The sequence below is a fragment of the Psychrobacter cibarius genome (assembly GCA_030686115.1).
Taxonomy (GTDB): Bacteria; Pseudomonadota; Gammaproteobacteria; order Pseudomonadales; family Moraxellaceae; genus Psychrobacter; species Psychrobacter cibarius_C.
In genome coordinates, this window is record CP131612.1 from 114,218 (window position 1) to 135,892 (window position 21,675).

Below are 21,675 nucleotides of genomic sequence, written 5' to 3' on the forward strand. Positions count from 1 at the left end.
CAGCTCAGCTTATTTATAACTATGATAATGCTCATTGATAACTTGAGCACATAATTCAGGTGCTTCCATCGGCAGTAGATGACCGTAATCTAACAAAGATATGATGCTGTCATCAGGGACGAATTTTTGCCATTGTTGTCGCACTTTATGGTTAATAAACAACGTCGGCTTGCCAGTGATAAGCGTATAAGGACAGCTTAATTGCTTGAGGGCGGTATCGATATGCGGCGCGCCAAAATAGTTGGCGAGCTCTTGTTCAGGCGCAAATATCAGCGTGTAACAGCCATTGGTATCTTTGGATAAACTTTGCTCTGCAAATACCCGCAAATGCGCATCACTCATGCGCCTATAAGCACGTTGAGCGCGTAAGTTCTCATAATAATCATCGATGCTTGCCCAAGTAGATTGTTTGGTGAGAGTGCTTTTAAACGGTTCGCGACTGAGTAGAAGCTTACGCGGCAATAGATTATAGAGTCGGGCTTGTGGTTTGGTAAACGTCACAGGCTCTATTAAATATAGCTGTGAAAACAGATCTGGGCGCTGGGCTGCAGCGATGGCAGTGGCAGTGGCTCCTTGCGAATGACCAATACCAACGATGGGTTTGTCTTGCGTTTTTTCTAAAAATTCAATAAGTATCTCAGCATCCTGCTCGCGCATAAGACGACGGCGCTGCGGCTTGTCATACCAATAGCCACGAAGCGCAAGCGAGCTGATTTTGAAGTCAGTTGCCAGCGCACTTAATAAGGGACTATAAGTACCAACGGTAAAACTATTGCCACCATAAAAGTGTGCTGGTACGCGAGAGGCAGTACTTGACTGTATCGATGGCGTAAGCTGGCTAAGGTTATAGTAGCGCGCTTGTTTTCCACTAATATTAATATTTTTTGCAAATGCTTTCATAATGTACACACCTCCTTGTGTCTGATTTTCAATGAAAATTAATGATTGTACTTAGCTGTCTTCGCCTAAAAATCCGCCACTTTGACGGTGCCACAAGCGAGCATAAACACCGTATAGATTTAATAATTCATCATGGCTGCCTTGTTCGATAATTTTACCTTTATCCATGACCACCAATCGATCAAGTGCGGCAATGGTAGAGAGACGATGGGCAATCGCAATAACCGTTTTACCTGTCATGATGTCATTCAGGCTTTCGGTAATGGCAAATTCAATCTCAGAGTCAAGGGCGCTGGTCGCTTCGTCCAATAGTAAGATGGGCGCATTTTTTAGCATAACACGTGAGATGGCGATACGCTGACGTTGACCGCCAGAGAGTTTGACGCCGCGCTCACCGACTTGGGTATCAAGCCCTGTATTGCCTTTATCATCATATAAGTCTTTGATAAAGTCCCATGCTTGCGCTTGCTTGGCAGCCGTAATAATTTCTTCATCGGTTGCGTCAGGACGACCGTAAGCGATATTTTCACGTACTGTCCGATGTAGCAAAGACGTATCTTGCGTCACCATACCTATCTGCTGGCGCAAGGACTCTTGGGTGACTTCATCAATTGCTTGTCCATCGATTAGGATTTTACCGCTATCAACATCAAAGAAGCGTAACAATAAATTAACCAAGGTAGATTTGCCAGCACCTGAGCGCCCAACCAAGCCTATCTTTTCGCCAGGTTTAATGTCCAAATAAAAGTTATCGAGTAGTTTAGTCTTCGTAGTAGGCGTTGCTGATGTTTTCACTGTATCTAAGCTATCGCCTTCGATCGCATCGCTATCATTCTCATAACTAAAATCAACATGATCGAAAACGATACGACCTTCGGTGACTTTCAAAGCGGGTGCATTGGGCTTATCAATGATTTTTTGCGGCGCTGATAAGGTACGCATGCCATCTTGTACGGTTCCGATACTTTCAAATAGGCTGGCAGTTTGCCACATGATCCAACGAGTCAAACCGTTCAAACGTAGTGCCATGGCTGTCGCGGCAGCAATCGCACCGACACCGACCGCGCCTTGTTGCCATAAATATAAGCCAATAGCCGCAGTGCCACTAACCAAAATCACACTGATTAGATGGGTTGATACTTCTAAATAACTGACCCAGCGCATCTGTGCATGGACGGTACCTAAAAATTGCCCCATGGCGTTTTTGGCATAACTCAGCTCACGGCGTGAATGGCTAAACAGTTTGACGGTCATGATATTGGCATAAGCATCGGTAATGCGGCCAGTCATTAAAGCACGGGCATCTGCTTGCACAATGGCAGTTTGTTTGAGCTTAGGGATAAAGTACCAAATGGTCAGCGCAACCAAGACCAGCCAAACGATAAACGGGATTAATAATAGGCTGTCCAGATTAAATAAAATGACACCTGACGTAATAAAATAAACGGTGACATACATAAACATGTCGGTGACGGTCATGACTGTATCACGTACGGCCAGTGCGGTTTGCATTACTTTGGCTGAGACACGTCCAGAAAATTCATCTTGATAAAACTGCATCGATTGCCCAAGCATCCGCTGGTGAAAGCGCCAGCGCATTTGCATAGGAAAGACGCCTTGCAAGGTCTGAAAATGGATGAATGATGACAATGCAATCCATAGCGGACTCACGATCATGACAGCTAGCATGAGCAGTAGCATATCGCCTTTTTCTAACCACAGATTCTGAGGTGTATAGACGCCTAGCCAGTCAACGATATTCCCAATCCAAGCAAATAGCATCGCTTCATAGATGCCAATGCCCGCAGACAAAATCATAAATATCAATAGCCAGCCACGTAAACCGTTGGTACACGCCCACAAGAACTTTAGCATGCCATCACGGGGTGAAGGTAGCGGCATAGGGGTTTCAGGAAAGGCAGGGAGGCGAGTTTCAAAAAATCGAAATAGAGCATTCATAGGCAGTCATAAAACATCAATAGCAGTACGCCAAAATCAACGACATTACTCGTTATTTTGAATCTTTACTTTTGTTATTAGGATTGAGTGCTATTTTAGCAAACTTCCCAATCAGACCTGCATGCTAATTGTAAATTGACCGCTAAAGAGCCACTTATTACCAGTCGAATAAAAGCCAATAAATAGATTGCTGTGTAAGAAATACTTTGTTACATTCTATGGCTTTATCCTAATTGGCGGTTCGCGCTTTATCTTCAGTATATGAATGATGAGCGAATAATGTCCCCATAAAGCGGCAGTTTAACAAGGTAATAGCTCATGATATATTTGACGATTGCGGTGCTTTGTAGTGTCGCCGTTTCAGTATTGCTAAAAGTGTTACGACAGAAAAATATAGACATACGCCAGACCATCGTCTCAGGCTATCCGGTGGCTTTTCTGCTGACGTGGTTTTTATTGAAGCCAGACGTCAGTGGCATGAATGCACTTGGCGTTGCATGGGGCATTATTATCGCGCTTGGTATCCTGCTTCCCGCCGTGTTTATTATCCTTGGAAGGGCGATTGAATCTGTGGGAATGGTAGCAACCGATGCGGCTCAGCGGCTATCGTTGATTATTCCTATCGTCGCGGCTTTTTTATTGTTTGGTGAAGTACTGACCAGCACGCGAATATTTGGGCTGTTATTAGGCTTTCTAGCACTCGGAGCGTTGATTTATCGTCCACAGCAGGGTCAGATTAGCAGACAAGCGAAGCATACACCGCTATGGTTGTTTGGCGTCTGGGCAGGCTATGGCATCATTGATATCTTGTTCAAGCAAGTTGCCAAGCAGGGCACTGCTTTTCCTCTTACATTATTTGTCAGTTTTGGTTTAGCAGGATTATTGCTGTTTATTTATTTGCTGATTACGCGGGTGCGCTGGCAAAGGAATGCGCTGATCGCAGGATTGTTATTAGGTGCGCTCAATATAGGCAATATTTATGCTTATGTACGTGCGCATCAATTAATGTCCGAGTCGCCTAGCATCGTCTTTACCGGTATGAATGTCGGTGTCATTGCAGTGGCAACTTTGATAGGGGTCGGTGTGTTTAAAGAGTCGCTTAACCGTATTAATGTATTGGGTTTATTATTAGCCATTTGCTGTGTGGCAGTGCTGTTTTTAGCATAAACGTTTAGCCTAGTGAGTTCGCTCATAGGATAGGTGATAATTATTTTATCAACGCGTTAACTTATCAGATATAGGCACAAAGAGCGTCCTATGATAAGGTTGTCTACAAACAGTAAGGCTGATATAAGCTAATAAAAAGCGATTTACTTTGTGACACTTGACCTCAACAAATAACAATAGGACTCACTCTCAATGGAATATCAAAACCAATATAACAAACAGCTACAACGTATCAAAAATGGTTCAGGGTTCATTGCGGCACTTGATCAAAGTGGCGGCAGCACGCCAAAAGCGTTAGAGAATTATGGTGTCACAGGCGATGATTATGACAACGATGAAGCCATGTTCGACCAAGTGCATGAGATGCGAGCGCGTATCATGACTTGTGATGCCTTTGATAATGAGCGTGTGCTTGGGGCGATTTTGTTCGAAGATACTATGGAACGTGAGGTCAATGGCAAATCGACGGCCAATTATCTATGGGAAGATAAAAATATTGTGCCATTTTTAAAAGTGGATAAGGGTTTGGCTGAGCAAATGAATGGCGTCCAAGTGATGCGTCCGATGCCAAATTTAGATTTGTTACTCGATAAAGCCAAAAACTATCCAGTATTTGGTACCAAAATGCGCTCAGTAATTTATGAGCCGAATGTCGATGGCATTGAGCTGGTCGTGCAACAGCAATTCGATGTGGCAAAACAGATACTCTCAAAAGGCCTGATGCCAATCGTAGAGCCTGAAGTCGATATCAACAGTAGCAAAAAACATGAATGTGAAGTCATACTAAAGACCAGCATTTTGCACAATCTGGATCGTTTGACTGACGACCAGCAAGTCATGCTAAAACTGACTTTGCCAGAAGAAGCGGGTTTTTACCAAGAGCTGATTGATCATCCAAAAGTATTAAAAGTCGTGGCGTTATCGGGCGGCTACAGCCGTGGCGATGCTTGTGCTAAGCTCAAGCAAAACCCCGGTATGATAGCCAGCTTCTCACGTGCCTTTACCGAAGGATTGAGCAAACAGCAAAGTGATGATGAGTTTGCTAATACTATCAACACATCTATCGAAGAGATTTATGAGGCGTCGAAAGTGTAGGTTGTCCCGAATGCTATTAGCTTATAAGTTATTATTTAACCTCAGAAAGCGCCAAGCTTGCTGAGGTTTTTTATTATAAAAGACTAGGATTATCATGGATAAGGTGATAGAAAAAATTAGAACCCTAAGTAAAGACATTGATTTAGAGCAGAGGTTTACTGATAATTTTAATACTAATGTTAGTATTTTCGACTCTTTAAACTTAGAAAAGATTGACAATGCGATCACTATATTTGAGAAAAATATAGAGCTTAAAAATGAATTGGAATATCAATATCAGTCTAAAGGAGACAGTTCAGAGTTAGATTTTTGGATTATTAATCATTGGGGCGGTATTCATGGATTTAAAAACACTGAAAATAATATTGATAAAACTAAAAAGTTCAAACAACAGCTAAATGTAGGTAAGTTAACAAAAGACAGCTTTAGTACTATTTCCTCTCTTTCTAAAATTGCATCCTTCATGTATCCAGAAGAGTTTTTCATCTATGATTCTAGAGTAATATATGCGTTAAACTGGTTAATTCTAACTTGTGAAAACAGGCACGAGTTATGCTATTCATACTTTCCTATACCAACCAGTAGAAATAAAATTCTAGTAAACTTTGACATACAAACTATTCTAAATATATATCATTCAGGACAATACACTGATTTTTCAGCCATGTATTATGACCAACAGATAGCATATTTCACTTACTGCAACTTTATAAAAAAAGCGGCTCAAAGCATATATGGAGAATCTGAAAAACCATATCTCATTGAAATGCTGTTGTTTGTTTTAGCTGATGAAGAGATATTTAGTGAGATAAAAAAGGTAAAATTAGTATTTTAATAATTATCTGTATTTACTTGATAAAAAAAGGGGCTCATCTGATGAGTCCCTTTTTTATATCTTAAAAGCTATTGTCTATAAAGTTTTAAGCTTCTTTACTTTTCAGCCCTGCCGCATAATCTCGCACGTTCTGAGTGATTTTCATTGAGCAGAATTTAGGACCACACATCGAGCAAAAGTGCGCCGTCTTATGCGCGTCTTTAGGCAAGGTTTCATCATGGAACTCACGGGCGGTATCTGGGTCGAGCGCCAGATTGAACTGGTCGTCCCAGCGGAATTCAAATCGTGCTTTAGATAACGCATTATCACGTGCCTGCGCACCGGGATGACCTTTAGCCAAATCAGCCGCGTGGGCTGCGATTTTATAGGTGATGATACCGTCTTTAACATCTTTTTTATTAGGCAGACCTAAATGCTCTTTTGGCGTCACATAGCACAGCATTGCGGTGCCAAACCAGCCGATCATTGCCGCACCAATTGCACTGGTGATATGGTCATAACCGGGTGCGATATCGGTGGTTAAGGGTCCTAAGGTATAAAAAGGTGCGTCGGCACAAACTTCTAACTGCAAATCCATATTTTCTTTAATACGGTTCATCGCCACGTGACCGGGACCTTCAATCATGACCTGTACGTCATGCTTCCACGCCACTTGGGTCAACTCGCCAAGGGTACGCAGCTCACCAAATTGCGCCTCGTCATTGGCATCTTGCAAACAGCCTGGACGTAAGCCATCGCCTAGACTAAACGCCACATCGTACTGCTTCATAATCTCGCAGATATCTTCAAAATGAGTGTATAAAAAGCTCTCTTTATTATGAAACATGCACCACTGCGCCATGATAGATCCGCCACGCGAGACGATGCCCGTTAAGCGTCCAGCAGTTAGCGGCACATACCGCAGCAGTACACCGGCGTGAATAGTAAAGTAATCTACGCCTTGTTCCGCTTGTTCAATCAAGGTATCGCGGAATATCTCCCACGTTAAATCTTCTGCCACGCCATCGACTTTTTCGAGTGCTTGATAAATTGGCACCGTACCAATTGGTACCGGTGAGTTACGAATCAGCCATTCACGGGTTTCATGAATATGATTGCCCGTAGATAAATCCATGATGTTGTCCGCGCCCCAACGCGTGGCCCACGTCATTTTTGACACTTCCTCATCGATAGAAGAACCTAACGCTGAGTTACCGATATTGGCGTTGATTTTCACTAGGAAATTACGCCCAATAATCATTGGCTCAGATTCTGGATGGTTAATGTTATTAGGAATAATTGCGCGACCTGCCGCTACTTCACTCCGCACAAACTCAGGAGTGATAACCGTCGGCGTATTGGCACCAAAGTTCTCACCATCGTGCTGACGCATGTCAGTCAATGCGTGTTGTTTTTGCGTTTCGCGAATGGCGATGTATTCCATCTCAGGGGTAATGATGCCGCGGCGTGCATAGTACATCTGCGTGACGTTGCCAGCTTTGCCATCGACATCTTTGGCGCGGCGAGGTTTGTCGATATGAGCAAATCGTAGATTGGCAGTACTGATATCGCGGGCGCGTGCCATTCCGTATGAACTAGACAGTCCACTTAATTGCTCGGTATCACCGCGCTCAGCAATCCAACCTTCACGCAGCTTTGGTAAGCCTTTGGTCAAATCAATCTCGACGTTGGGATCGGTATAAACGCCTGATGTGTCATAAACATAGAATGGTGGGTTCTGTTCCCATTCGTTCTCAGAAACGCCTTGCACAGGAGTGGGGTCAAGGGTGATTTCGCGCATGGGTACTTGAATATCAGGACGTGAGCCTTCGATATAGACTTTACGGGAGGCGGGGAGTATGCGGTGTAAGTCGCGAGCGTCTTCTTCAAAGCGTGCATCACTGGCACTGCGGTGAGCAGGGGTCTTTAACGCATCTGTCTTAGAAGGTTTTTGAGAAGGAGAAGTGGCTAATAAAGTTGTCATATGCTGTCCTAGCGTGTTGGTTTTTGAATAAAAGCAACACCGCCAGTAGCTGCGGGGGTAGCACCTGTGATCCAGACAAATTCAGCTCATGAGCATCAGCCTACGACCAAAAAACATAGTCGCGGATGATGCTCATCAAACGTTGGACGCAGCTTTATATCAGTCTTCACTACTTAATAGTACATCAGGCACATTAAGGGAGTAATGAGGATAAAAAAGGCATTTCTGCACGTCCTTTGCCATAAATAACAAAGTGCTTAAGACTTCCCTGCGTCGGTACTAACCGCATCAGGTTCGGCGGGTGATCTCTCAGCGAATGTATAAAGGCGACTACTTTAATAAAGCAAGCTTAAAAGTGAGTCGATAATACACCGCACCCCGAGTCTGTCAGTGTTGTAAATCAACTTAATACTAACAAAGTTCTGCAATGAGGGCTAATGATATTTAGATGAAAATATCAGGCTTTGAGTTTGAGGTTCGATGTTTTTATGAGAACGACTCTAGAGTACCAGTGATTGAAATCACTTGATATTACTGAGCTGTAGATAGCTTATCTAAATATTATGTAAAGCGAATGAAAGATTCTGGAGGTTGTCATTAAACTGTCATAAAGATTTGGCAAGATAGCACGCATGTCACAAACAATGCTTTTTTGTATCGTTGTTAAACTTTAGGAGTCCTACATGCGTTATTCGTTATTAGCAGTGGCCGTTAGTTGTACATTAGTGCTTACGGCATGTAATAAATCGACTGAAACGACAGAGCCAGCTGCGGATAGCAGTAGCGCTGTCACCACCACTGAAGCAACTACTCAGACAACATCTGCTTCTGCAGCAGGTTTTAAATCTGCTGAGAATATCGCTATGAACATCACGGGTGCAGGGGCATCGTTCCCGCAGCCTATCTATGCTAAATGGTCTTACGACTACAACGCTGCTACCGGTGGTCAAGTCAATTACCAGTCGATTGGCTCTTCTGGTGGTATCAAACAAATCGAATCAAAAACAGTCGATTTTGGGGCGTCTGACGCGCCGATGACGCCTGAAGAGCTAGACGCAGCAGGCTTGATTCAGTTTCCGACGGTTATCGGTGGCGTAGTGCCAATCGTCAACATCGATGGTATTGAGCCGGGCGCGTTGAAATTAGACGGTGCAATGTTGGCAGACATCTATTTGGGTAAGATTAGCAACTGGAATGACCCTGCTATCAAAGCCATGAACCCAGATTTGACCTTGCCAGATGCAGCAATCACCACGGTATTCCGCTCAGATGGTTCAGGCACGACTTTTAACTTTACGGATTATCTAGCCAAAGTCTCACCAGACTGGAAAGACACAGTTGGTGTTGATAAAACAGTCAAATGGCCAACGTCTGCGACTGGCGCAGGTGGTAAAGGTAACGAAGGCGTATCAAGCTATGTAAATCGTATGAAAAACTCTATCGGCTACGTTGAGTATGCTTATGCCAAGCAAAACAACATGTCACATACTGCGTTGAAAAACGCTGCTGGCAACATCGTTCAGCCATCTGCTGAGACATTTGCTGCGGCAGGTGATATCGACTGGTCACAGCAAGCAGGCTTTTATAAAGTCATCACCAACTCTGAGACTGAGCAAGCATGGCCGATAGCTGCTGCGACCTTTATCTTGGTACATAAGCAGCCAGAGAATCCTCAGCAAGTGGCTGGCGTGTTGAACTTCTTTGATTGGGCTTATACCCAAGGCGACGATGATGCCATGGCACTCGATTACGTACCATTCTCTGATACGGCCGTTGCCTTATTCAAGGAAAAATGGAATGAGGTAAAAGGCAGTGATGGACAGCCTGTTTATAAGCCTGCTCAGTAACCTATCCATGCTAATCATGAGTCAATAATTTTCTAATTATCCTCTCGAATAACTATTCTCCGGTAGTTATTTGAGAGGTTTTATCACAGCAAGTTTGATGACAAGTTTGTTGTGATAAAACCGAATGAATGCTTCTACTATTTTGACTTGATTCTATTTAATGCTGAGACACTTATGAATGATTTAAGGTCCCAACTGGCTAAACAAAAGCGCTATGACTTATTGTTTGTGAATGCTACTAAGGCTTTTGCCATATTAGTACTCTTATCGTTGGGCGGCATTTTAGTCTCCTTGATCATCGGAGCGTGGCCGAGCATTCAAACATTTGGTCTTGGATTTTATACCAGTAATAATTGGGATACGGTCGCCAATGAGTACGGGGCTCTTGCCCCTATTTATGGCACGCTAGTAACGTCATTTATAGCTATTCTCATTGCAGTACCAATCAGTTTTGGCATTGCCATATTTTTGACCGAGATGTGCCCAACCTTCCTCAAAAAACCACTTGGTATCGCCATTGAATTATTAGCGGGTATCCCTTCTATCATTTACGGTATGTGGGGTTTGTTTGTCTTTGCGCCTTTCTTCGGTGATCACATTCAGCCATGGTTCATTGAACACGTCGGTCCACTACCCATCATTGGCAAGCTATTTGCGGGCGCGCCAATGGGATTGGGCATGTTTACCGCCTCGCTGGTACTGGCCATCATGATTATTCCATTTATCGCCGCCACCATGCGCGATGTTTTTTCGGTCGTGCCAGACCTGCTTAAAGAATCAGCCTATGGCATGGGCGCAACGACGTGGGAAGTCATGTTCAAGATCATTTTGCCGTATACCAAAGCTGGCGTGGTTGGTGGTGTGATCTTAGGACTGGGTCGGGCATTGGGTGAGACGATGGCAGTGACTTTCTTGATTGGTAATGCCTTTAACATCAGTCCGAGTTTATTTACCTCTGGTGTCACCATTACCTCAGCATTGGCTAACGAGTTTGCCGAAGCGTCGAGTGAGCTACATTTGGCTTCCTTATTACATTTAGGCTTAATCTTATTTGTCATCACCTTCATTGTGCTATCTCTAGCAAAACTCATGCTCATGCGCATGGATCACAAGGCAGGCAATCGGTAGTCGTTTGACAATCTCGATAGGTCTTTTACGGATTTATTGGACATCAATAAACATTGATAGATATTGATAAAAGATATGGGAAATAAATAGTATGGCTGCTAACAATGCGATCAATGCACCACTACCGACTCAGCCAAACAGCGCTAGCCGCTACAACCAAAGTCTTTATAACAAGCGCCGTTTGACCAACAAGTTAGGTCTAGGCTTTGCCATGTCGGCGATGGTTTTTGGACTGTTTTGGTTGTTTTGGATTTTGCTTACGCTTTTCGTGGAAGGCTTTCAAGGTATTGTGCAGCTGCCTATTTTTACTGCTGATACACCGCCACCGATGAGTGCGGGCGGGCTGCGTAACGCCATTGTCGGTTCAGTAATGCTCGCGTTTTCAGGATTATTCATCGGTGCCCCTATTGGTCTTATGACCGGTATTTATTTATCTGAGTTCGCTCAAGGCAGTATGCTTGGCAAGGTAACGCGTTTCTTAAATGATATTTTGCTATCCGCACCCTCGATTGTCATCGGTCTCTTTATTTATGCATTGATGGTAAAAGGTCAAAGTTTCTCTGGTTGGGCAGGCGCGTTAGCATTGGCATTAATCGTTATTCCTGTGGTCGTGCGTACCACTGAGAATATGCTCAATCTGGTTCCTAATAGCATTCGTGAAGCGGCCTACGCACTTGGCACACCCAAGTGGAAAATGGTGACTCAAGTAACGATTAAGGCGGCTAGAGCAGGACTGACCACTGGGGTGTTACTGGCATTTGCTCGAATCACTGGTGAAACAGCACCGTTGCTATTTACGGCGCTTAACAACCAATATTTCAGTACCGATATGAGCCAGCCTATTGCTAACTTACCCAATACCATCTACCAGTTTGCGATGAGTCCTTATGATAACTGGCATACCTTAGCGTGGGCGGCAGCGTTGCTGATCACGACCTCTGTCTTGGTACTCAATATTTTGGCAAGGTTTATCGGTAGTAGAGGTCAGGCTAAATAAAGGCTGATGGTAAATTAAGGCTTGTCCTAGATTACCTCGAGCATTTACTTCCATTTATATTCATTAAGCTGGGTTGGAACATATTATGAATGACGTCATGAGCAAAATCCGTACAAAAAAGCCTGTCGATAAATTCAATGCGGCAGATAAATTTAATCCAACAACAGACAGTTTATTAAACAGACCGATGTCGACGGCAGCACAAATGGAGCAGCCAGATATTGCCAGCCTAACCAAACAGACGCTTCATGATATTCCCAAAAACATGCCTGCAGCAAAAATGCAAATTCGGGATCTGAATTTTTATTATGGTGACTTTCAGGCGCTAAAAAATATCAATATCGATATTCCTGATAAAAAAGTCACTGCTTTCATTGGTCCTTCAGGTTGCGGCAAGTCGACGCTGTTGCGTACCTTCAACCGTATGTATGATTTATATCCAGGGATGCGGGCAGAAGGCAATATTAATCTTGATGGCAACAATATCTTGGGTAAAGACGTCGATGTCAATTTGCTACGCGCCCAAGTCGGTATGGTCTTTCAGAAACCAACCCCGTTCCCGATGTCAATCTATGACAATGTCGCCTTTGGAGTACGCCTTTATGAAAAGTTGAGCAAGGCTGAGCTGGACAATCGGGTAGAGTGGGCGCTAAAAAAATCTGCATTGTGGCCAGAGGTAAAAGACAAGCTCAAAGCGTCAGGGCTTTCGTTATCAGGCGGACAGCAGCAACGCTTGTGTATTGCGCGTAGCGTCGCGACCAAGCCTGAAGTATTGCTGCTTGATGAGCCAACGTCTGCGTTAGATCCTATCTCGACAGGTGCTATCGAAGATTTGATTGAAGACTTAAAACAGGATTACACCATTGCTATTGTCACGCATAACATGCAACAGGCCGCGCGCGTGTCAGACTACACCGTCTATATGTACTTAGGCGATATGATTGAGATGGGCGAGACCGACCAGATATTTACCAAGCCTGCCCAAACCGCCACAGAAGACTATATTACGGGTCGTTATGGCTAACATCGCGGTCTGAGCAAGGACGACGTGCTTGATACGTTCAATAGGATATCGTGAGCCAATCTGTTCGACTCAACAGCCACACCGCGCTACCAAAATATGGATTTTAGGGAATACCTCTTATGCAAAGCGATAAGCATATCTCCAAAAGTTTTGACCAAGATCTTGATGAAGCTATCCGTCTATTTCTATACATGGGTGATAGCGCGGCCAACCAAGTGGCGAAAGCGATCCATGCGCTTATAGATAAAAATGAGACACTGGCGCAAGAGGTGATTGATATGGACTTTGATATCAATCGAATGGAAGTCGAGTTGGATGAGCATATCTTGCTATTGGTCGCCAAACGCCAGCCCGCCGCCAGTGATTTACGCTTGGTCATGTCCATCAGTAAAGGCGTGGTTGATTTAGAACGCATCGGTGATGAAGCTGTCAAAATCGCTCAGATGGCCAAAAAAATTGCGGCACAAGGTAAGCTGTCGTATGGCTATGCAGAAGTTCAACACCTAAGCAATCAAGTGCGTCTCATGCTACACAATGCACTAGAGGCATTTAGCCAATCAAATGCTGAGCAAGCGTTTGAGGTCATGCGTAACGATAGCATGGTCAATGATGAGTATCAGTCAGCCATCCGTGCTTTGATGACCTATATTATGGAAGATTCACGGCACGTTTCAAAAGTTATCAATATTATGTGGGTATTGCGCGCGCTTGAGCGGGTAGGCGATCATGCACAAAATATTGCAGAACTGGTGATTAACTATATTAGTGGGCAAGATGTGCGTCATTCCGACTATGCGCTGGTCGAAAAAGCCGTGCAAGAAGCTAATGACCGTATGGCGGCGCGCCAAATCAGCACCCTGTCTGCCGCTAAATCTGCCACTAAACCTGCCGTCAAGTCAGCCACGGATTTTGTAGACTCAAACGGTGATGAGGGCTGAAAAAAACAGTTCATCGTTAATTTTACATCCAAAAAAAACGCGCTATATTAAATAGCGCGTTTTTTATATTGTGGCAATAATAAAAAATAACTAGCTCTCCGGCGTCCAACCTTGTGCACGCTCATAATCTTCATTATCTAAAAATTTATCACGTTGTTCGGTGAGGAATTTTTTGGCAGCAGGATCTAACATGCTTAGATGATTTTCATTAATCAGCATCGTTTGCTGTTCAAGCCATTCTTTCCACGCTTTGTCAGATACCGTTTCTTGTAGCTCCTGACCTTTTTTATTAGGAAAAGGGGGGTGCGGCATTTTTGGCAATTCTTGCTGATATTTACGGCAAAATACCGTATTGGCTTGCGGATTAAAAGTCTCAGTCATGAGGCGCTCCTTATTATGGTTTGGTTATTATAAAAATATGTTATTGGATCACTCATAAGAATAGTTATACCAAACCCAAAAAGTAAGATTAGCTGTGTCAAACTCGCTTAGCCTACAAGGCGTAGTACTTTCACTCGTTTTCCTTGCTACTCTAATTTCTGTGAATGGTATTAGTTAGCACTTATTCAGCATAAGCGACTTAAATATTATTAGCTGAATTTACTTTACCTCATCATGGTATCAAAAACACCCGCAGCAGGGGCGGGTGTTTTTTATGGTAGAAGCTGTCAGGTCAACAATGCGCTTTTACGCAAATACCTCTAAACGGCTGCGACCGCGAGAAACGGCTTGCTTAACTTGATTTGGTGCTGTACCACCTAAGTGGTCACGAGCTGCCAATGAGCCTTCTAGCGTTAGATATTCAAATACATCATCGCCGATAGCATCGCTGAATTGTTTGAGCTGTGCCAATGATAAATCACTCAAATCAACACCTTCTTTGATACCTAAAGCAACGGCATTACCCACCACTTCATGAGCATCACGGAACGCCACGCCTTGGCGTACGAGATAATCTGCAAGGTCAGTGGCGGTAGCATAGCCTTTCATTGTGGCAGCGCGCATGTTTTCTTTATTTGGGGTGATATTCGGTAGCATATCAGCAAAAGCCAATAAACAGCCGGTAAGCGTATCGACGCAATCAAACAGTGGCTCTTTGTCTTCTTGGTTGTCTTTGTTATAAGCCAGTGGCTGACTCTTCATTAGACTTAATAGTGTCATTAATTGCCCAAAGACACGTGCCGCTTTACCGCGCACCAACTCTGGTACATCAGGATTTTTCTTTTGCGGCATGATCGATGAACCAGTACAAAAGCGATCAGGGATTTGTACAAAGTTAAACTGCGCTGACATCCATAGGATAATCTCTTCGCTCATCCGTGACATATGCATCATCAAGATAGAAGCGGCTGAGGTAAATTCAATCGCAAAGTCACGATCTGAGACGGCATCAAGCGAGTTTTGGCAAATACCTTCGAAACCTAACAGCTCAGCAGTAATGGTACGATCGATTGGGAATGTCGTGCCAGCAAGGGCAGCACTACCAAGTGGCATCTGATTGATACGGCGGCGCGCATCGACCAGACGTTCGGTATCGCGATATAACATCTCAAACCACGCCATGACGTGATGACCAAAGCTCACTGGCTGCGCCGTTTGTAAATGCGTAAAGCCGGGCATAATAGTGTCAGTATGCTGCTCAGCCAAATCAAGCAAACCACTTTGCAAGCGTACTAATAAGGCAATGATATTATCAGTCTCTTCGCGTAGCCAAAGACGAATATCGGTGGCAACCTGATCGTTACGGCTACGACCCGTATGCAGTTTTTTACCAACTGCGCCGATGATGTCAGTCAAGCGCGACTCAACATTCATGTGCACGTCTTCTAGCGCGATTGACCAGTTAAACTCGCCAGCCTCAATCTCGCGCAGTACCTGATGCAGACCATAAATAATGGTGGCTACTTCGTCAGCGGTCAAAATGTCACATTCTTTAAGCATGGTCGCGTGGGCGATTGAGCCTTGAATATCGTGACGCGCAAAGCGTTGGTCAAAGCCAACAGAGGCGGTGAAGGCAGCGACAAAGCTGTCCGTCGCTTCACTGAAGCGTCCGCCCCACATCTGTTGGCCTTGGCTGTTTGAAGGGCTGCTTACAGGGTTGTTTTGTGCAGCGTTATTTGTTATCGGAGCATCTGTGCTAGAATCAGAGACAGATGGGTTTACATTTGATTCGGGACTACTAGGTTTTGAAGAATTGGCGTTCATATCGGTACAAGACAAGTCAGCAGAATAAGAGCTCAAGTATAGCAAAGGATGAGGTTGCCTTACTAGCGGAGCGCTTAGAGTTTTTTATTCCTAAGCTCATGGAAGTCATGAAGCCTTGGCAGTGGTTCATTTATATCTTTTTTTGGTCGCTATTTGTCACGGTGACGAATCGCTATGATATTGCCACGTGGTCAGATTTTTTGATTCAGCTGTTCAGCAGAGTCCTGCAAAACACCTTAAACATTATTCCTGCGTTATACATCATTGATTATTTGCGCCCCATTTTTAAGGGCATGAGCATACCTAAAGCCAGCATGTATGTGCTTGCCTTACTAATGATTACCTCTATCATATCCATGATCTTAGTCATGCTGGTGATGATTAATGTTGGTTGGTTTGAATATGATCGTCAAACTTTTATTCTAAATATATTGTTTGATGTAATGATTAGTGGTGGCTTTACCTTAGTGTTCTTACTGTATTTTTTACGTCGTTATCGTGAGACGAATGCGCTCAAACAATCTTTTGAGCAGAAATTGAGTGCACAAAACGATGTGATCAAAGCACGAATCGCTCCGCATTTTTTCTTTAATACCATTAATACCCTTGTGTCACTGATAGAGTCCAATCCAGCAAGAGCTTCCGCTTTATTACAGCACGTTTCTGCCTTATTCCGCGCCAGTTTCAATGGGGCACGAGAAATTAGCTTTGAAGAAGAAATTGCTCTTTGTGAGCACTATCTAGCGATTGAGTCTAGTCGCTTAGCGGATAAGCTTGAAGTGAGTTGGCAATTGCCTGACGAAGATGTCATGTATGACATGGTGATTACCGCCTTGACCTTACAGAGCGTGCTAGAAAAAATGCTGCTGAATGTGGTGGAGATGACCACTGAAACCATTTATATCAATATTAGAGTCACTTGGCAGCAGCATCGGGTTGCGATTACGATTGGTGTCGAGCTGCCGAAAAAAACCATGATTATTAACTATGATTTACGTCAGCACATGAATTTTTATATTCAAGCGGAACGCTTACGGGCTTATTTCGGTCAAAGTGCGGATATTAAAAGTAGCGTTACCAGTAGTCGAATTATTACCGTCATCGACTATCCGCTGCAAGATGTTAGTTTATGACCATTTTTTTTGGGCTTAATTTTGTATTTTATTTTTCAAGAAATAGGTATGGCATAGTTATTGCACCATCTTTATAGCTAATGGGTTGTTTTACTTTATATTTAGCCATGATTCCCCATAAAAATTATTATCGATAAATGCATTGAAATAAAACTCAATGCACAAGGCTCTCAACGTCAATATAGCCAGTTATTATTTTATGAAATAATTAAAGGTTTTTATGCTAAGTGATTGGTAATGAGTGCTAATATGTTGGTAAGGCTATTGAAAAAAATACTAAGTTTATCCTGGGATTGGAGTTTGCATGCGTATCGTAGTTTGTGATGATGAGCCACTAGCACGTGAGCGTTTGGTTAGAATTGTACAGGAGTCAGGTCATCAAGTCGTTGCTCAAGCAACCACGGGTGCAGAAGCTATTATCGCTGTCAAAACTCAGCAGCCAGACATCATATTATTAGATATTCGTATGCCTGAGATGGATGGGGTGCGCTGTGCGCAAGAGCTTGCCAAACTTGAGCATCCGCCAGCCATTATATTTGTCACCGCTTATGATCATTATGCCATTGCCGCGCTAAAAGCCAATGCGATTGGTTATTTATTAAAGCCTGCCAATAAAGACGAGTTACTAGAAGCACTAGATAAAGCGAAAAATTTGAACGCGGCGCAGTTAAATGAGATTCGTAAACTCGAAGACCCAACAGCGCGTCCAGTACGTGAGCATATCGCTGCTCGTACTCACCGAGGCGTTGAGCTCATCAAGCTCAAAGATATCTATTATTTTACCGCCGATCAAAAGTACGTCAAAGTCCGTCACAAAGATGGCATTGTCCTGATTGATGAGACGCTAAAAGAGCTTGAGCAAGAATTTGAGGATCGGCTGTTTCGGGTGCACCGTAATGCCATTATCAACCTTAGCTTTTTGGACTTTTTAGAAACGTTGGATGCAGGACAATATCAAATACGCTTTAAAGGCATTGATGAGACACTCGCGGTTAGCCGCCGTCACTTACCTGCATTACGTGACAAGATTCAAAGCATGTAAGCTGCGGTTTGCATAGTGAAATAACAGCAAAATAACCGTGAAATAATCATCCCATATCATCAAACCCTTATTTATGCTTAAATAGGGGTATTTTTTTGCGTCAGCATTGACTATATATGGTTTATATTGCCCATTTTTTGTGGAAAATTTGCAGTATTGTTTAATACTGACCTGCATAGTAATGACGTGAACAGTATCGAATTTATTGAGGCCCTTTATGAGCAATCCGCAGCAAACTGCTTTGACTACCTTGAATATCGCCACGCGTCAGAGCCCTTTAGCACTATGGCAAGCTGAGCATATCCGTGCTCGTCTACTAGATTTGTATCCTGAATTGACGATTAACTTGCTAAAAATTGTCACTAAGGGTGACAAGATTTTGGACACACCTTTGGCTAAAATAGGTGGTAAAGGTTTGTTTGTCAAAGAGCTTGAGCAAGCACTATATGACAAACAAGCGGACATCGCGGTACATTCATTAAAAGACGTACCGATGCAGCTTCCTGAAGGCTTGATGCTGGGCGTCTATTGCAAACGCGCCTCACCGACTGATGCTTTTGTGTCCAATACTTATAATAGTATTGATGAGTTGCCGCAAGGGGCAGTCGTTGGCACGTCAAGTTTGCGTCGTCAGTGTCAGCTGAAAGCCTATCGCCCAGACCTACAAATCAAAACCTTACGCGGTAACGTTGGTACACGTTTGGGCAAGCTAGATGCTGGCGAGTATGATGCGATTATTTTAGCAACCAGTGGTTTGCAGCGTATCGAGCTGGATGAGCGCATACGTGGCGAGCTTGATATCAATGCCTGCCTGCCTGCGGTTGGTCAAGGCGCCTTAGCGATTGAATGCCGTGAAGGTGATGATGAAGTGTTAAAATTACTGGCACCACTGAATGATGATAAAGCTCGTATCCGTCTCATTGCTGAGCGCGCGCTGAACCGTCACTTAGAGGGTGGCTGCCAAGTGCCGATCGCCGCTTATGCCGTGTTACAAATGGCGGATGAAACGAGCAGCAACAATGATGATAACGGTGACAATGGCAATAACGACAACGGCAATGTGTTATGGCTACGTGGCCGCGTCGGTCAAGCGGATGGCAGCGAGCTGCTAAAAGCAGAAAAACGCGTCACCTTGATCGGCACACAAGCCGAGCAAGAAGTACAGGCTAATCAGCTTGGTATTGATGTTGCCAATATACTGCTTGCCGATGGCGCGGGTGATATCTTATCCGCGATTTATCATCCTGAATAACAGGCCAGTATTTTGATTATCTTAGTCATAGCCCCAGTATTATTGATGCTAGGGCTATCGTTAAGCCAATTCTATCAGTCTTTTGTCATGGTACGTCTATGTCATCAACATTAAATCACGCCCAGCTTATTGCTAACAGTCAATTAAATAATGAGTCATCACTCACGCAAGTAGTCATCAATACTCGCCCAGTGGAGCGTGCCGCTGCATTGACGGATCATCTACAAGCAGCAGGGCTGACGGTGGTAGAGATACCGATGTTGACGTTACAATCGCGCCCAACGACTGAGCAAGACATGACGCTGATGCGCCAGTGGCTAGCAGGCGATTATAAGGCGCTTGTGATTGTTAGCCCAACGGCGGCTGCTTCAGGACTGGCTGTTTGGCAAGCGCTTGAAGATGAGCGTCAAGCTCAAAACCATGACAATGACGATGATAATAATAATGAGCGAAAAGATATAGCAATTAATGCTCTGCAAGCTCCGAGCTACTTGATTGCCGTGGGTGAAGCGACTGCGTCGGTATTAAATAATGCCAAAATAGAGGCATCGAATTATCAAGTGCTTCAGCCTCATATTGCCAATAACGAAGGTATGCTAGCGATGCCTGAAATTGAACGTTTGCAAGCAGGTGACAAGTTGCTCGTGTGGCGCGGATTGGGTGGTAGACGATTATTGGTCGATACGTTGCTGGCACGCGGTGTGCATATCGATAGCATTGCTTGGTATGAGCGCATAATGCCAGTCGATGCAATGACTCAATACGAGCAGTGGCTACAAGGGTTTTTAGCTCGCAATGGTATGCAAGATACATCAGCTAGTCAGCCAAAGCCAATCGTTGTGGTCAGTAGCGGTACAGCTTTTGAATACTGGGAAAGCATTGTTCGGGCTGTAGCAGAAAAGGCATTAAATCAAGAAACAGCCAGAGAAACCCCCGCTATTTTGCCCTATAAATTGTCAGACTTTGCTTATGTGGTGCTGGGTGAGCGTTTAGCCAATATGGTCGCTGATCAGCAGTTAAGCTATTGGCGTGTGGAAGATTTGGCGCCAGAAACCATTCTTGCTGCTATCCATGCTAAAGCCTGTTAAATGTATAAATGTACCAACCGATGACCTGTCCTTATCTATTATGTTTCACTTTTTATTTATTTGCTTTAAACCTGTTTTAGCCAAAATAACGGTGCTGCCTTATGTCAATCAATTCTGAATCGTTATCTCAGGAACCTTCTGCTACTCAGCAGCGCCGACAAGCAAATGTGTTTTTGTTGCGCCTACAGTGGCTGGTTATCTTGTTGCTTATCGCCGCTCTATTGTGGCTCTACATCAGCCAGCAGCGTTTCCAGCATAGTGTTAATGAGCGTTTGCAAAGCAACGAGCAAGTCGTCAGCCGTCTGAATGAGATGGATGACCGTCTATTTGCGATGAGTCAGCAGACGCTGCCAGAGCCTCGATCTGCCGCCAGTAGCCAAGCGCAAAACCAGTTAGATTTATTGCGTATTCAGATACAAGCCGCTGATAGATTGTTGGCAGACAATAACGACAGTGCAGCGATTGATTTGTTGCGTGGTCTACACTGGCAGCTTTCGCAAAGCAGCAATGAGATTGCTCCAGCGCTAACGGTTGTGATCAAACAAAGTTTGATGAAAGACATCGAACGTTTGCAGGCAAGCAGCTCTCAGCCCAGTCCTTGGCAGCTACAAAACCTCGCCATCCAAAATATTCAAGAGTTTTTGCACCGCTATGAGCGTGTGAGTAGTGAGGCGACACCGCACAATAGCGCTGATAATAATATGAGCCTCTCGCGCAAACAACTGACCATTCACGAAGTGATTATGACCTTAAATCTGGCCAGTCAAGCCAGTAATATGCGCGAACAAGAGCAGCTGATTGGTTATCTGCGTCAAGCACGAAATCAACTACAAACCTTGGTGCCGAAGTCTGCTATTCCTCAAGAGTCAGCGCCAAAGGCAGCCATGACTAATACTGAAAGTACCTCTAATGCTGCGTCCGTAGACAAAAAGCAAACCTCTACCGACAAGAACCTACAAACCAGATCCTCTCCGACAAATATCGCAGAAGTCATAGATTGGTTAGATAAATTGATTGCCAATGCACCGAAACCAACGCCATTGTTGACCACCCAGATTTTGGATAAATCTCAGCGTTAGTGGTTCAGTGGATGTTGATTGAT

18 protein-coding genes and 1 riboswitch are annotated in these 21,675 nt (G+C 44.0%); of the genes, 13 read left to right on the forward strand and 5 right to left on the reverse strand.

What is annotated here, in order from left to right; translation table 11 throughout:
* Positions 1–9 precede the first annotated feature (9 nt).
* Positions 10–900, reverse strand: a complete 891-nt coding sequence (locus Q6344_00515; GenBank protein WLG13875.1) for an alpha/beta hydrolase — start codon at positions 898–900, stop codon at positions 10–12.
* A gap of 51 nt (positions 901–951) precedes the next feature.
* Positions 952–2,859, reverse strand: coding sequence for an ABC transporter ATP-binding protein (locus Q6344_00520; protein WLG13876.1), 1,908 nt, complete (start codon positions 2,857–2,859; stop codon positions 952–954).
* A gap of 318 nt (positions 2,860–3,177) precedes the next feature.
* Here Q6344_00520 and Q6344_00525 point away from each other — a divergent pair, with 318 nt between their 5' ends.
* From Q6344_00525 to Q6344_00535, 3 genes are all read left to right on the forward strand, one after another.
* Positions 3,178–4,026, forward strand: coding sequence for an EamA/RhaT family transporter (locus Q6344_00525; protein WLG13877.1), 849 nt, complete (start codon positions 3,178–3,180; stop codon positions 4,024–4,026).
* A 192-nt stretch (positions 4,027–4,218) separates the two neighbouring features.
* Complete coding sequence (locus Q6344_00530) at positions 4,219–5,121, forward strand: fructose bisphosphate aldolase (GenBank protein WLG13878.1); 903 nt, start codon at positions 4,219–4,221, stop codon at positions 5,119–5,121.
* 94 nt (positions 5,122–5,215) lie between these two features.
* Entirely contained in the window at positions 5,216–5,956 is a 741-nt protein-coding gene (locus Q6344_00535) for a hypothetical protein (protein ID WLG13879.1), read from the forward strand.
* An 85-nt stretch (positions 5,957–6,041) separates the two neighbouring features.
* Here Q6344_00535 and thiC read toward each other — a convergent pair whose 3' ends face one another.
* Positions 6,042–7,919, reverse strand: coding sequence for a phosphomethylpyrimidine synthase ThiC (gene thiC, locus Q6344_00540; GenBank protein ID WLG13880.1), 1,878 nt, complete (start codon positions 7,917–7,919; stop codon positions 6,042–6,044).
* A gap of 248 nt (positions 7,920–8,167) precedes the next feature.
* Positions 8,168–8,310, reverse strand: a riboswitch (TPP riboswitch).
* A 292-nt stretch (positions 8,311–8,602) separates the two neighbouring features.
* Here thiC and pstS point away from each other — a divergent pair.
* The 5 genes from pstS to phoU all read left to right on the forward strand — a co-directional run bounded on the left by pstS (position 8,603) and on the right by phoU (position 13,853).
* Positions 8,603–9,766: a phosphate ABC transporter substrate-binding protein PstS gene (gene pstS, locus Q6344_00545; protein WLG13881.1), complete on the forward strand. Its 1,164-nt coding sequence runs from the start codon at positions 8,603–8,605 to the stop codon at positions 9,764–9,766.
* Positions 9,767–9,940: 174 nt separating this feature from the next.
* Positions 9,941–10,894: a phosphate ABC transporter permease subunit PstC gene (gene pstC, locus Q6344_00550; GenBank protein WLG13882.1), complete on the forward strand. Its 954-nt coding sequence runs from the start codon at positions 9,941–9,943 to the stop codon at positions 10,892–10,894.
* Between the two features lie 91 nt (positions 10,895–10,985).
* A complete protein-coding gene (pstA, locus tag Q6344_00555) occupies positions 10,986–11,891 on the forward strand; it encodes a phosphate ABC transporter permease PstA (GenBank protein ID WLG13883.1) in 906 nt (301 codons plus the stop codon).
* A 265-nt stretch (positions 11,892–12,156) separates the two neighbouring features.
* Positions 12,157–12,915 (forward strand): phosphate ABC transporter ATP-binding protein PstB, encoded by a 759-nt coding sequence (gene pstB, locus Q6344_00560; protein WLG15102.1) that lies wholly within the window; start codon positions 12,157–12,159, stop codon positions 12,913–12,915.
* 119 nt (positions 12,916–13,034) lie between these two features.
* On the forward strand, positions 13,035–13,853 hold the full coding sequence (gene phoU, locus Q6344_00565) for a phosphate signaling complex protein PhoU (protein WLG13884.1): 819 nt from the start codon (positions 13,035–13,037) through the stop codon (positions 13,851–13,853).
* Positions 13,854–13,943: 90 nt separating this feature from the next.
* Here phoU and Q6344_00570 read toward each other — a convergent pair whose 3' ends face one another.
* Both Q6344_00570 and argH read right to left on the reverse strand, forming a co-directional pair.
* A complete protein-coding gene (locus Q6344_00570) occupies positions 13,944–14,234 on the reverse strand; it encodes an oxidative damage protection protein (protein ID WLG13885.1) in 291 nt (96 codons plus the stop codon).
* Positions 14,235–14,540: 306 nt separating this feature from the next.
* A complete protein-coding gene (argH, locus tag Q6344_00575; protein ID WLG15103.1) occupies positions 14,541–15,914 on the reverse strand; it encodes an argininosuccinate lyase in 1,374 nt (457 codons plus the stop codon).
* Between the two features lie 125 nt (positions 15,915–16,039).
* On the opposite strand from argH, the gene Q6344_00580 reads away from it, so the two are divergent.
* The 5 genes from Q6344_00580 to Q6344_00600 all read left to right on the forward strand — a co-directional run bounded on the left by Q6344_00580 (position 16,040) and on the right by Q6344_00600 (position 21,652).
* Positions 16,040–17,191, forward strand: a complete 1,152-nt coding sequence (locus tag Q6344_00580; GenBank protein WLG13886.1) for a histidine kinase — start codon at positions 16,040–16,042, stop codon at positions 17,189–17,191.
* A 304-nt stretch (positions 17,192–17,495) separates the two neighbouring features.
* A complete protein-coding gene (locus tag Q6344_00585; protein ID WLG13887.1) occupies positions 17,496–18,233 on the forward strand; it encodes a LytTR family DNA-binding domain-containing protein in 738 nt (245 codons plus the stop codon).
* A gap of 217 nt (positions 18,234–18,450) precedes the next feature.
* Positions 18,451–19,485, forward strand: coding sequence for a hydroxymethylbilane synthase (gene hemC, locus Q6344_00590; GenBank protein ID WLG13888.1), 1,035 nt, complete (start codon positions 18,451–18,453; stop codon positions 19,483–19,485).
* A 98-nt stretch (positions 19,486–19,583) separates the two neighbouring features.
* Positions 19,584–20,573 carry a uroporphyrinogen-III synthase gene (locus tag Q6344_00595; GenBank protein WLG13889.1) on the forward strand — a complete coding sequence of 330 codons (990 nt, stop codon included), beginning with the start codon at positions 19,584–19,586 and terminating at the stop codon, positions 20,571–20,573.
* A 101-nt stretch (positions 20,574–20,674) separates the two neighbouring features.
* A complete protein-coding gene (locus Q6344_00600; GenBank protein ID WLG13890.1) occupies positions 20,675–21,652 on the forward strand; it encodes a hypothetical protein in 978 nt (325 codons plus the stop codon).
* The last annotated feature ends 23 nt before the right edge of the window (positions 21,653–21,675 follow it).